Source organism: Paenimyroides ummariense, assembly GCF_900115115.1.
Taxonomy (GTDB): domain Bacteria; phylum Bacteroidota; class Bacteroidia; order Flavobacteriales; family Flavobacteriaceae; genus Flavobacterium; species Flavobacterium ummariense.
This window is the reverse complement of record NZ_FOVI01000001.1, coordinates 275,559-289,652: the sequence shown is the minus strand read 5'-3', so window position 1 is coordinate 289,652 and position 14,094 is coordinate 275,559. Positions and strand designations below refer to the sequence as shown.

Genomic DNA, 14,094 nt, shown 5'->3' with positions numbered 1-14,094 from the left:
ATTTATGAAGCATTTTTACGTATTGATATGTTGTTTTTTAAGCGTATTTACTAACGCACAAACAATTAAAGGAGTTGTTGTAAGTGCAGATACTGGCAAACCTGTTGAAGCAGCATCGGTTTTTTTAGATAATACTACTATAGCAACCGAAACAGATGCCAAAGGAAATTTTCAGATAAATATTCCGGCAAATAATAAAAATCAGTTAGTTGTAAGTGCTTTTGCGTACGAATATTTTCTTGTATCAGATCCGGGTTCAACTACTGATTTAAAAATCCGACTAAAGCCTGAAGAAACTGTTTTACAAGAGTTAGTGATCGATAAAAATGTCTTTACTCGTAAGCAAATGCTCAAAGCTTTTAAACATTTTTTCATAGGAAACACCAAAAACGCCAAACGAACAAAGATTGTAAACGAAAACGATTTATATTTTTATTTCGATACCAAAACCAATCAGCTTTCTGCTCATTCCGATAAGCCAATCGTTATAAATAATGAAAATCTGGGATATACCATAAAATTTCACTTAGAATCCTTTCAGGTTCAGTTCAATTATCAAACGTTAGATCCTAAAAATTACATGAACAGCAATTATTTTGGATATTCTTTATTCAGTGAAAACGAAAAATCTAACAAGAAGATAGTCGCTAATAGAAATGAAACCTATAACAATTCAAGCGCTGCTTTTTTTAGCGATTTAACTACAGCTAATCTCGAAAATTCTGATTATTTGCTCGCAGTTAATGGTTTGGGAGTTCCTGTTGAAGAATATTTTAAAGTAGAACCAGAAAACGATGGTTATAAACTTTGTATCATTAAAAAACCAACTCGTAAAAGACCCGATTTGTCAGGTGTGGTTATAAAAGGCGGTAATTTAAATTCTAAATTGCAAAAAGATACTGCCGAAATAGAAGTGCCGTTTGTAGTGTTTAACAAAGAAACCAAAGAGCAATCTCAATTATATTTTCAACAAAACTGTGTGCTAATTCAAAAAGGCGGACATTTAGTAAACCCGAATGATGTGTATTTTAGTGGATTTTTTGCCGACTTGAAAACTGCCGATATGTTACCTATTGATTTTATTACGGAGAGAAAAGTTATAGTACCAAAAAAAGCTGAGAATATTTTAGATGATAAAGAATATGTTGCGTTTGAAACTGCTGCTGCAGCTTTTTACGGATCTAACGAATACATGGAATATAGTGTGGTTAAAAGACAATTTACCACTTTATTGAAAGAAGAAAATGAAGCGTTTGCAAATGATAATTTTGAAAGTTGGATTAAAGAAAACCTTAGTAGAACTAAATTTGAAACAGCAGAACAAGCCATAACAATGTTCAAAAAGAGAAATGAACTACACGATGCTATTAAAGAACGTGAAAATGATTTCCTAACAAAAGAACAGGCATTTGCTAAAAAGTATGGCAATCAGTTTAATGATATTTTCTATAAAAATGTAGTTGCAAAAATATTAAAACGAGGTTTTCATAAGCCTTAAAACTTTTTTTTAGAATCAATTTACTATAAATTTACAAACCAAAACAGAGAGATGTCCGAGTGGTTGAAGGAGCAAGCCTGGAAAGTTTGTATGCGGGTAACTGCATCGAGGGTTCGAATCCCTTTCTCTCTGCAAGAAAAAGTCCGTTATTGATGCGGTTATTTGCTGAATAAATTTTTATAAGAATCTTCAAAGGTATAATATTGATCCATAGATTTTAAGATATTTAATTCTGGATTTTTGGACTCGTTTAAATATTTCATCATCATATCATATTTAAAAGCTTTTAATTTAAGGTCAAATAATTGTATGTTTATAGGGAGATCATAAATTGACTTTGCTTTAATTGCTTTATATATTTCATCAAACATTTTCAAAAATAAACTAGTTATGTCCACAATATCTTTAACAAGCATATCAGTGTCATCCTTTCTTCTTTCAACATGTGAATAATGTTGGTCACGGATTGTTTTAATTTCAACTAGTTTCCTATATTCTATTTTTTGATGAATTTCTCTAATTTTAGTAATACTGAATTGTTTAGCATTTAGAACTTTCTCTTTACCATTTATTCGCGTCGCTAATTTTAAGACATCATAATCTGAAATTTCTCTTTCTTTTTTTGGGGTTATTATCAAATTGTTTTGAATCAATAACGCTTAAAATATTTGTACTTAATACTCAACTAAAATTTTATCTATAAATTTTGATTCTTGATAAGAAGAATGTATCGTGTTAGAATTCGATATAATGAAATCTTTGTCTTTTTGATTAGCTTCAATATGACGAATTATTGTAATAAAATCAATAGATAATGCAGTAAGCGTTTTCATTGCATCATCTACGTAAAGTTTTAACTGAATGTTATTCATAAACAAGAGAAATCTAAATCTACTTTTAAAGTGTGAAGATAATGATTTCTAAATGTTATTGTAAGTAAATACTTTAATCCATTTTTGACTAGACTGCCTCAAAAATTTTATTTGAAAATTAGAACAAAACAAAAATCCCAACCGTTCGGCTGGGATTTTATTTTTATATAATAAAAACTATGCCTTTACATTCAGCATAATAGATAATTCATTTAACTGAGCGTTATCAATCGTTGCAGGAGCATCAATCATTACATCTCTGCCCGAATTGTTTTTAGGGAACGCTATAAAATCGCGAATGGTTTCTTGTCCGCCTAAAATCGCTGTTAAACGATCTAATCCAAAAGCCAAACCGCCGTGTGGTGGCGCGCCAAACTGGAAAGCGTTCATTAAAAAGCCAAACTGTTCTTGTGCTTGTTCTGTTGTAAAGCCTAAATGTTTAAACATTAAAGCCTGCATGTCTTTGTCGTGAATACGGATAGATCCACCTCCAATTTCGTTACCATTCAATACCAAATCGTAAGCGTTTGCACGAACTTTACCTGGATCGGTATCTAACAAGTGCATATCTTCTGGTTTTGGCGATGTAAACGGGTGGTGCATTGCATGGAAACGTTCCGATTCTTCATCCCATTCCAACAACGGAAAATCAACAACCCATAAAGGCGCAAACTCGTTTGGTTTACGCAAGCCCATACGGTTTCCTAATTCCATACGCAATGCCGATAATTGTGCACGCGTTTTGTTTGCAGGGCCCGATAAAACCAAAATTAAATCGCCTTCTTTTGCTCCAGTTGCTGCTGCCCATTTCGCTAAATCTTCCTGATCGTAAAATTTATCCACCGATGATTTGTATTGATTGTTCGCTTCGCATTTTACGTACACCATGCCTGATGCACCAACCTGCGGACGCTTTACCCAGTCAATCAACGCATCAATTTCTTTACGAGTATATGTTGCAGCTCCCGGAACGGCAATTCCAACAACTAATTCTGCCGAGTTGAATACCGAAAATTCTTTGTGTTGAGCCACAGCGTTTAATTCGCCAAACTTCATTCCAAAACGAATATCCGGTTTGTCGTTTCCGTACGTTTTCATCGCTTCATCAAACGTCATACGTGGGAATTTCTCTATTTTTATGTTGTGGATTTTCTTTAGTAAATGGCGTGTTAATCCTTCAAAAACATTTAAAATATCTTCTTGCTCAATGAACGACATCTCGCAATCGATTTGCGTAAATTCAGGCTGACGGTCGGCACGTAAATCTTCATCACGGAAACATTTCACAATTTGGAAATATTTATCCATTCCGCCCACCATCAACAATTGTTTAAATGTTTGTGGCGATTGTGGCAAAGCGTAAAACTGACCAGGATTCATACGTGAAGGCACCACAAAATCGCGTGCACCTTCCGGTGTAGATTTTATTAAATAAGGTGTTTCAACCTCGCAGAAATCTAAATTCGATAAATAATTACGAACCTCTTGTGTTACTTTGTGGCGGAACAACAAGCTGTTTTTAACCGGATTACGACGGATATCCAAATAACGGTATTTCATACGGATGTCTTCGCCACCATCGGTTTCATCTTCAATAGTGAATGGAGGCAGTTGAGATTGGTTTAAAATCGTTAATTCCTTAACCAAAACTTCAATTTCACCCGTAGGAATATTTCCGTTTTTAGATTCACGCTCAATTACAGTTCCTTTAACCTGAATAACAAACTCACGGCCCAACGATTTTGCAAGTTGCATAACGCTTGCTTCGGTACGCGATTCATCAAAAATTAATTGGGTAATTCCGTAACGGTCGCGTAAATCAACCCAAATCATAAAACCTTTATCACGAGATTTTTGAACCCATCCCGCAAGCGTAATTTCTTTATTTACATCGGCTAAACGCAGTTCGCCGCAATTGTGACTTCTGTACATTTTTCTAAAAAAAATAGTTTGTGCAAATGTACTGTTTTTGTGTGTGGTTTGTTACACAAAATTCATACAAAGTGTATTAAATGTGTAATAATTTAATTATAATGTTAAAACCAATGACGCATTGATTAATGTGTAATGTGTTGATATTAAATGGTTTGTTTTTTTTGCCACAGGTACATAGATATCTTTTTATAAATAAAAGACTTAAATTTTATGGATTTTAAATGCATGCATCAATAAGTTTCATCTGTGCATCTGTGGTAATTCTATAATTTACTACATATTGATGAACAATCTTTGATTGATTAAAATAACAAAACGTTTTATTTCTATTAAAAATTATGTTTTATGATATAATACTTAAGGTTTTGTTAAAAAAAATGTTTATGTTTGATAAAAACTGAAAATTAATTTGAAAATTCATGGATATAAGAAAACGTAAAACCATTCTTTTTTTAGGAATGGCATTATTTGCTATGTTTTTTGGTGCAGGAAATCTACTGTTACCTGCTTATTTAGGCTTGCAAACCCGCACAGATTGGACGGCAACATTTGCAGGTTTTTCACTAACCGCAATTTTGGCTCCGGTTTTGGCAATTTTTGCAGTAGCCGTGTCGGGTAATTATTTTACCGATTTAGGTTCGCGTGCAAATGTTAAGTTGGCTTATATTTTATCATTAATAAACGTTTTATGTATTGGTCCGTTAATTGCGTTGCCACGTTCGGGCGCATCTGTTTACGAAGTTGCCATTAAACCTATCATTCCAGATGCACAGCCGGTTTGGGTATGTGTATTGTTTTTTGGAGCTGTAATGGGCGCTTCGTTTTCTTTAAATAGAATTACCGGAATTTTAGGAAAAATATTTGCTCCGATTTTACTTTTCTTCCTTGCCTTATTAATAGTTCCGGGCTTGTTCATGGGATCTACTGTAAACATTGATCCGACAATTATTGAAGACCGTTTTTATGTCGGTTTTCAGGAAGGGTATCAAACAATGGATGTTTTGGCAGGATTAATTTTTGCAGTTTTATTGATTGCAGGTGCTAATCGTAAAAGTTATACGCATGTAAAAGATAAGATTGAAGTTGTTGTGAAATCGGCAATATTGGCAGCAATCTGTATGTTATTGGTTTACGGAGGTTTGTTCTATTTGGGTGCACACGCTACTGTTGATACTGCAAACACAACAAGATCTTCTTTGTTGATCTATCTTGCCACACAGTATTTTGGATCAAACGGAGTTTATTTAATATCGATCTTAATGATTTTGGCGTGTATCACAACAGCAATTGCATTAACGGCAGGTTCAGCAAACTTTTTTGAGAGATTAACTAAAGGAAAATTAGGATATATCGAAGGCGTAATATCAATCACATTGATATCTACTCTTTTAGCAATTACCGGAGTTGATGGTATTATTGAATACGCTGCTGCCTTGCTAAACTTTATTTATCCGGTAACTTTGGTGCTTATACTTTCGGTTTTATTGTTCGGTAGAACCATTCAAAACCCAAAACCTTATTTTATAACGCTAATGGTAACCATGGTTATATCGTTGATTAGATTGTTAGCGAACTGGTTTCCTAAAGAAGATTTTTTTGACCAGCTTTTAAATATGTTACCTTTAGCACGATTTAATTTAGAATGGGTGCTGCCAGCCATATTAACATTTGTAATTACGTGTTTTGCATTAGGTAGAAATTTGAATAGAAAGTAGATTTTATGCAATGATGATAAAAACAGTTTCTCAATACCTTGGGTTTATATTGGGAATAATTTACGGACTCGTATTCAGACTGATTTCTGATGTAGAATATTTAGACGGATATTATAATGTTTACAGTATAACTTTTATTTGGATTATTCCTACTTTAATAGGATTGTTTCCTATTATGTTTTCGTCAAGTAAACTTTATTTATCACCACTTAAATTAGTTTTGTATCCAATCATAACAATCTGTTTATTCTTAATTACCACCTTGGTTACAGGTCTTGAAGATTTTTTTTGCTTATTGATTATAGGAATTCCTTTTTTTATTGCAGCTGGAGTAGTTGGTATTTTATTGGGAGCTTACATGAAGGATAAAATAAATAACAAAAGGATATATTCGATCTTTTTATTACCATTGATATTAAATCCTGCTGAAAACTTAATTCCGAATAAATCAGAAGAATTTAAGGTAGAACATTCTATCATTATCAACAAAAACAGAGCAGATATTTTTCCTAATTTACTTGAAGTTCAAACCATAAACGAGAAACAATACGGCAATGGTTTCTTTCAAATCATTGGTATCCCACAACCAATCAACTCAAAAATGTATAACGATGGCGAAAATTCATATAGGATAGGATATTTCACAGACAATTTTAAATTATATGAAAGTATTGACCAATCAATAGAAAATGAATTTGTAAGTTTTCAGATACATTTAGATAAATCGCACTTAAGAAATCAACCCACAGATATTCATTTGGTTAAGAGTGATTATTTCAAGTTTGGAAAAATAAGCTATAAGTTGATTGAAGTTGATACCAATAAAACAAAAGTTATTTTATCGTGCGATTATTTATTGAATTCTAAAATGAATTTTTATGCCAATTTTTGGGCTGAAAAAATTATTTCCGACTTTGAAAAGCGATTACTAAAATCAATCAAAATTAATATTGAATCATAAAAAAAACCAACCTTTTACTGGTTGGTTTTTATGTTATTTTTTTTCTAATATCACAGACAGTTTATTAAAATCTGCGGCTGCATTTATAATTTTTTGATATTGCGGATACACGCTTGCTGGCAGTTCTACAAATTCGTAATGTTCGGTATTTTTTACAATTAACTGGTTGCCTTTAATCTCGTACGATGATATGAAATCGGCAACAACTTTTCCTTGATAAGTTAATGATTGGTTCATATTAAAAACTTCTGGATTTTTAATCTTATAATCTGCCGGAAGCGTTAATGTTATGGTTCTGTCATACGAATGTGGATTGTCTATTTCTATAGGAAAAACACGTTCTTTTTCTTCGTACATTTCCATTTGTTTGCCAATTACTTCACCCACTTTAAAAATGTAATTGTTGCCGGCTTTGGTAATTAAATCTTTTGCATTGGCTTTAACATCTATCACAAAATGTTCTTTACCTACAAATTCTAATCCTTCATTTTTAGCTTCTACCGATGCAATTTCTGATTCAAATGTATAGTTTTTTGCTATGTATGTTAACATCTCTTGATATTCTGTTGGATCAGAAAAATCTTTTGCTGGTTGAAAATTTAATGATTCGTAACCATTAAATTTAATTTTTGAAACCAATGCTGGATCGGTAACACTGTTAGAAAAATCAACATGAATATCCATAACAGACATACTTTGATTTTTAGGGAAATCAATTGTTTTTACTTCTGAAACAGGCACTTTAATACCACCAAAGGTTTTTGTTTTTACAAACAAACCATGATTTCCTGCAAATTGGTCATCAAACATTGGTGTTCTGTAGGCTGGTGCTCCTGGTTCTACATAAACATCTGCTGTTGGAAAGTAGAAAAGTACTTCTTTAAAATTAAGATACGATTCAAAATTTGGATCAAAAATATTCTGAAAACGATCTGTAGTAAAAACAATTTCGTAAGGAACATTCATCTTTTTATACGCATTGGCGTATAGTTTTAGTAAATCAAACAGATTTCCTTGTTTGTTGTTAATAATGTCTACTAAATTTTCATTTGCAGAAAAATAACGGTTATACTGTATGTTTTCTTTGATGTTTTTTTCGATATTTTGAATTTGAGCAAGTGGATCCGATGTTTTTTGGAATTTCTTTACAAAATTTTCTAACGCTTTTTCTTCTGCTTTTGAAAGTTCACGGTGATAAGCTTCGTATAAGCTTTTAGCATAATCGGAATGATTGTGAATATTTTTAGTATTGGTTGAAATATTTTCGTCTAATTTATAACTAAAGCGTTGACTGTTTTTTAGGATATTACTTTGACGCTCGTTATCTGGAACCGACGGAATATTGAAAGCTTCTACAAAAAGTGAATTTTTTTCTTTGTAGCTTTTTAACTTGCTTTGGGCACTAGGAAATCCGTTGTACGATGCTGAGGTGAATAGTAAACGTTCTGGATAGATAAGTTCCACTGTGGTTCTTAGAACAGGTTCGCTACCTTGTAATTTTAAGCTGCTACCCGAAATTTCAGGCTCTTTTTTTATAATGTAAAATTTTTCAATAATTGCTCCTTTTTCTAGACCGTTTACTGCAAAATAATTATACTTTGTTTGCCTTTGTTCGTCAATTTCTTCTTTAATATCAGATTGTTTCAACTCAATGATTTTACCATTTTTAAGTATAACACGTAGTTTATTGGCAATAAGATTATCGTTCATACCTGCCGGAATGTAAACTTTGTTGTTACGTTCAATGGCATTATCAGAATTTATTAATTTTTTTTCGTGAACGAGTCGATATTCAGACGCCGCATTATCTTCAAATACAAATTCAGATTTAATGTGGCGTTCTAAAATAATTTCTTCTTCTTTTTGAAATTTTGGATCTATTTTATATTCTGCCGATGAAAATTCGTAGTTTTTAAACTCAAACTTTTGTGCTTGCACATTCCATACGCTTACGCTAATGAAAAGGGTTAAAAGTACTTTTTTAATTTTTGTCATTTTTTTTGATTATAATGGTTTCTAAATAATTTTCTTTTAGTCTTTTTAATGATTCGTTCCATAACGCAAATTGCTGAGGTGCAATTAACATTTGTTTTATTTGAATATTGTAATTTAGTTCTACCGTGTTATTTTTTTTAGAATAGCTAAAATTAAAGGCTATTAAATCATTTGAAAAAGAAGCGTTTTCTGGTAAATGTGTTACTTTGGTTCCTTCCGGAATGTTTAGTGTAACACGGTATGACTGATTGCTTAAAAAATCGTGGCTGAATGTTTGTGAACGGGTAGGCTCAAAAACATCGTTTTGAAAAGGTTTATCTAATGTAAGGTTTACATACATTTCGTCACCAGAACTCACTATGTAATTGTCTAATTCAAAATTATAAGTAATGGTATAAGGTTGCTCATTATTGTCGAAATCTTTTTCGGTAAAATCAGAAAGCTTAAACTTGTTATTTCCTTTTTCTAACAAAGAAAAAACGTACTCTTTTCTATGGCGCGTGTTATCGCCAATTACATTGCGATATTGTGTTGCAACTAAACCGTTTGCTGCGTACGTGCCTTTGCCAATAATTTTTTGCTCTGATAATGAAATATCAGTTACGTCTGTAATGTTGTTTAATTGTGCGTCAACTTCTGGAACTGTTGCTATAATGTACGAACTGCCTTGTGCAATAAGCGCTTCTTTACCTTGAATAAAACCGGAAGGCATACCAAATGGCACATTTGCATCTGTTGCATCAAGGTATATTTTTTTTCCGTCTTTAATATATGTAGCAATCATGTGATTATCTACCGCAGGAGTTGGAAGTTGCTGATAGGTGTAAGGTAATTCGCGCGTGCCAATCCAAGTAAAATTTACATTTGGTACATTCACATATTTAGCCATTTCGGTAATTATACTCGTCATATCCTTACAATCTCCAAATTTTCGTTCAAAAATCATTGTTGCTTCTCTGGGAATAAAGCCTTCATAACCACTTTCAAACGCTACATATTTAATGTTTTTTTGAACCCACTTAAAAATGGTTTTCATTTTTTCATCATCGGTAGTACAGTTTTTTGTAAGATCTAAAGTAAATGCTTTTAAATCATGACTTTCTTTTTGGTTTATTTTTGATATAAAGTTGTGATAATACGCATATAGTTTATCTACAGATCCTAAAACAGGTATCAGTTGATCTTTGGTTTTGTATTCTGAAATCCAAAAGTGAAGGTGAGGAGTTTCATACATATTTCCGGCAGCACCTCCGTCGCTTTTCATAGCAGGTATGTTTTCCTTTTTTAATGTTATGGTAGTAATGCCTTTTTTAGATTCGGTACTAATATCCAACGCATTTTTATCAATATTAAACAACCTATAATCTATTTTTACAGTTTCCGGGTGACTTATTTTTAAGGTTCTTTTTTCGTTTACATAACCTGTTGCAAACATGAATCTATGCAATAAAAACGGATCAGCAAATTCAATTTTATATTTTAAAACTTTCTTGCTGCCATTTGTTAGATTGGCATAATTAAAGGTTTTAAGCTTTACATCGCTATCAAAAACACTTTGGCGGTCTAGTTTTTTATCTGCAATATGCGCAACGTCGGTTTTTTTCTGTTTGCCGTTTATAGTGTTTATCGTGTAAGCTTCGTATGATTTTATTGGTGAAAGATCAGAAAAAACAATGCTTTCTACGGCACTAAATCCACCTTTGTCACTAATAATCATAGACTCTTCATGATTGTCTTGTGAGATAACCAACTGATTGTTTTTGTTGACATCTATATGATAATGTTCTACATAATCTGTTACAATTTCTGATTGTCCCGGATATTTTTGTTGCAAGTTGGAAACAGGCTGTGCATTACAAAAAAATCCTGATAACAGTAAAACAGTTAAGCTAAAGCGCCACCAAAATATCTGAATCAAGGGTATAGTTATGTTTAATTTTATTGTTTTCATAAATTTTATAGTTTCCGTGAAGTTCATCTTCAGAATAATTGGCTTCAATCAGTTTGTCTCCGTTTTTATCAAAGTAGATGGTATTTCCTTCTTGTCTACCATTTATAAACGATGTTTGCATATAACGCTGACCATTTTCGTAATTAATAAGTTGACTGCCATTTAATCTGCCGAAATTATATTGAACATGGTATGCTAAAGATCCGTCTTCAAAATTTAACTTGTAATCACCATTGTATAAAAAGTTTTTCAAATTAATTTCTAATGCCTTATTTCCGTTTTTATAATGTGATTCAATTTTATTAATTTCTTTTGTAAATGGTATTTTGTCTGATAATTTGCCCTTTTTATCTACCGTTTGATACCCTGTTGGTGTATCATAATAATAATGAATAACGGCAAGTGTTTCGCCATTTGTTCCAAAAATGGTATTTGTTCCGTGGCGTTGGTCGTTAATAAAATTTATTTCGTTAGATTTTTTATTTATTCCAGGAATAAAAACTGTTCTTACCGCGTTTTCTTTACCCCATTCAAACTGCGAGTTTATAATAGGATTGCCAAAATGATCGTATTGCTTAGATATACCGTGGCGTTTACCTGTAAAATAATCTGTTTCAATAATAGGTTTGCCGGTAGGGGCATTATAAATTTGTTTTCCGTGCAATACGTTATTTACATAGTTTTCTTTGTTTAACACTAAACTACCTGCTTGCTTTGTTGAAGGTCCGTGTAATTGTCCGTTCTTTAGTTCAAACGTTTTAGAAATTGCTGAAGTTTCTTTAATAGTAAACTTTCCGTTTTTATCGGCATATTCAAAAGTTATTGGGGTATCTAACAAATAAAATGTAGAAGCCATTGTTAAGTTAGTACTTAATATATCTTTACGATAAAGCTTTTGATTTTGAGTGTAAATATATTTTTCGTTTTCTAAATTATTGTTGACGTAAAATGAGTTTGTATAAACTTTACCATTATCGTAATACAAAATTTCCGGACCGTTTAAGCCATTTTCATCATAGTATTGTGTGTATTTTATTTTGTTGTTCCAAAAATCTTCAAACAAACCATTGTAAAGATTTTCTTTGTAAGAAATTTTATAATCTTTTTGACCGTTGTTTAAAAATGCTTCAACTTTAAGATAATTTCCATCGTTGTCAAAAGTTGTTTTACTTTTTAAATATCCTAACTCGTCATAATAGTTCCATTCGCCAACAGGTTTACTTTTTTCGAACGATCCTTCTGCAATAAGGTTTCCTAATGCATTGTAATTTTGATACTGCGTTTTATCTTTGTTTTTTAAGACAGGTGCGTTTGTAAATTGAAACTCTGAATTGCTGTATTTTCCATTCTTGAAAAAGTGTGTTTGATATTTATGTCCGCTTTCATCAAAGCTTTCTGCAGAAATTAAATTCTCTTTTGCATCATAATTTTCTTTTTCAAGTAATTTTCCATCAACAGAAAAAAGCTCGCTGGAAACAATTTTATGATCTTGATAAGTAATTTGGTTTTCTACTTTTTTGTTGGGATGATAGGTTGTATAAGTTAAAGGTTTGCCTTTAATATATTTAGATTCTACTTTTAAATTGCCGTTGTCGTAATATTCAAGAAAATCACCATCAATCTCATTCTCTGTGTAGTTTGTGTGTAATACTAAAGTTCCGGTTTCGTTAAAACGTTTGTACTCGCCGTTGAAATTACCATTTTTATAATTAGCAATAATTCTTTTAGTACCGTCTGGGAAAAAGCATTCTGACAGCCCATCATAAAAATCGTCTACATAAGTACCTTCACAGTTTTTGCCCGATGTTGGGTAATAAGTAGTGTATTTGCCGTTTGCTTTACCGTTTTTAGATTCTATATCTAAAATAAGCTTATTGTCTAAAATATAATCTTTTACTGCGCCTGTTATTTCTCCATCTAAATAATTTTCTGAAAGACTAAGGTTTCCGTTCGGATCGTAATAATTTTTTATACCGTTAAGGTTGTTGTTTTTGTAGGTAATATCTGCTTTTTTTGTTCCTAAAAGATTTTCTACAATACCAATTCCTTCTAATTCGTTTTTCTGATTAAGTGGTAGTATAACTTTTTCACTGTTTTCTCTAAAGATTTTATATTTCTTACCTTCCCGATAACTTATAAAGTATTGCTCTGAAATTTTAGTAGTTAGAAAATTATCAATATAATTTTTTAACTCTTTTTCATTTTTATTATACTCTTTTTCAAAATTAGCACTTACAGACGCCAATGAGAAATAAAGATAATTTTTAGTTTGACCGGCAGTTGCAATTTCTTTAAAATTTTTACCAAATTGATTCTCAAAGTAGCCGTCTTTTATTTCGTGTGTTTCAAAATAATCAACTATTGCCTGCATATTTCTTGTTGCAACATCATCAATTCCTATTTTCAAGGAAAAGTTTTGGTGATACTGCACTTGGGCATTTAACAATTCTTCTAGCTCTTTAAAATTATCTCCCGATTCGGAATATTTTAATTTTGGTTTGTTTGAATAGTTTTGGTGGTATTTTTTATTTAAGGCAACCAAGGCATTTGCAGATGTTCCGGTAAGGGGTTCAAACATAAGGTAGGTCATTAACGCCATACTTCCTTCTACAATTTTACCGTCTTCAAGAGCCATAATTCCTAAATTGTAAACAGCACTTGTATGTGTGGGATCAACAGAAATAATTTTTTTATAAATATCTAAGGCTTCCTGATTCTTGTTTTGTTTGCGAAGCACAACTGCCTTATTTGCTAATAAATGTGCTGATAGAGGCTGAAGTTCCAATCCAAAATCAAAAGTTTTTAAAGCTTCTTCCAATTTATTGTTTTCACTTAATACAATTCCATGTAATGCAAGTAATTCAGGAAGTTCAGTAAATTTTTTGTCATTATAAAGTTTGGAAGAAAGTACTAGCGCTTCCTCGAAATTTTTCTGTGCAACAAGTGAATTGATGATTTCATATTGCGCAGTTAAATATTTAGGATCACTTAAGTTTACTTTTTTAAAAGTTTCTATTGCTTTATCATAAGACTCCTCTTGATGTTGTTGGATTCCAGTAGAGATAAACTCTTCAGCCGAATAGTTCTGACCAAATGAAGGTAGAGAGATTATAGCCAAAAAAGCTAAATATCTGTTTTTCATAAATGTAGTGTTTAGTAGAAAATAT

8 protein-coding genes and 1 tRNA gene are annotated in these 14,094 nt (G+C 31.9%); 4 read left to right on the top strand and 5 right to left on the bottom strand.

Annotation, left to right across the window (positions count from 1 at the left end; all coding sequences use genetic code 11):
* The first annotated feature begins 4 nt into the window (after window positions 1-4).
* Together BM253_RS01495 and BM253_RS01490 are read left to right on the top strand one after the other, a co-directional pair.
* On the top strand, window positions 5-1,498 hold the full coding sequence (locus BM253_RS01495) for a carboxypeptidase-like regulatory domain-containing protein (protein ID WP_091517902.1): 1,494 nt from the start codon (window positions 5-7) through the stop codon (window positions 1,496-1,498).
* 45 nt (window positions 1,499-1,543) lie between these two features.
* A tRNA-Ser gene (locus BM253_RS01490) sits at window positions 1,544-1,630 on the top strand.
* Between the two features lie 26 nt (window positions 1,631-1,656).
* Here BM253_RS01490 and BM253_RS01485 read toward each other — a convergent pair.
* Window positions 1,657-2,151, bottom strand: a complete 495-nt coding sequence (locus tag BM253_RS01485) for a hypothetical protein (protein ID WP_143095561.1) — start codon at window positions 2,149-2,151, stop codon at window positions 1,657-1,659.
* A gap of 396 nt (window positions 2,152-2,547) precedes the next feature.
* A complete protein-coding gene (aspS, locus tag BM253_RS01475; protein WP_091517893.1) occupies window positions 2,548-4,302 on the bottom strand; it encodes an aspartate--tRNA ligase in 1,755 nt (584 codons plus the stop codon).
* A 422-nt stretch (window positions 4,303-4,724) separates the two neighbouring features.
* Here aspS and brnQ point away from each other — a divergent pair, with 422 nt between their 5' ends.
* Together brnQ and BM253_RS01465 are read left to right on the top strand one after the other, a co-directional pair.
* On the top strand, window positions 4,725-6,020 hold the full coding sequence (brnQ, locus tag BM253_RS01470; protein WP_091517890.1) for a branched-chain amino acid transport system II carrier protein: 1,296 nt from the start codon (window positions 4,725-4,727) through the stop codon (window positions 6,018-6,020).
* Between the two features lie 10 nt (window positions 6,021-6,030).
* Window positions 6,031-6,981 carry a hypothetical protein gene (locus tag BM253_RS01465; RefSeq protein ID WP_245758423.1) on the top strand — a complete coding sequence of 317 codons (951 nt, stop codon included), beginning with the start codon at window positions 6,031-6,033 and terminating at the stop codon, window positions 6,979-6,981.
* A gap of 33 nt (window positions 6,982-7,014) precedes the next feature.
* Here the strand turns inward: BM253_RS01465 and BM253_RS01460 are convergent, their stop codons facing one another.
* Genes BM253_RS01460 through BM253_RS01450 form a run of 3 tightly spaced genes read right to left on the bottom strand, consistent with a single transcriptional unit; the run spans window position 7,015 to window position 14,069 of the window.
* On the bottom strand, window positions 7,015-8,976 hold the full coding sequence (locus BM253_RS01460) for a DUF3857 domain-containing protein (RefSeq protein ID WP_091517887.1): 1,962 nt from the start codon (window positions 8,974-8,976) through the stop codon (window positions 7,015-7,017).
* The gene (locus BM253_RS01455; protein ID WP_177205682.1) at window positions 8,963-10,927 is read right to left on the bottom strand and encodes a transglutaminase domain-containing protein; all 1,965 of its coding nucleotides are present in this window, start codon (window positions 10,925-10,927) and stop codon (window positions 8,963-8,965) included. Before BM253_RS01455 ends, BM253_RS01460 begins: the two co-directional genes overlap by 14 nt.
* Window positions 10,866-14,069 (bottom strand): toxin-antitoxin system YwqK family antitoxin, encoded by a 3,204-nt coding sequence (locus BM253_RS01450; protein ID WP_091517881.1) that lies wholly within the window; start codon window positions 14,067-14,069, stop codon window positions 10,866-10,868. Before BM253_RS01450 ends, BM253_RS01455 begins: the two co-directional genes overlap by 62 nt.
* Window positions 14,070-14,094 lie beyond the last annotated feature (25 nt).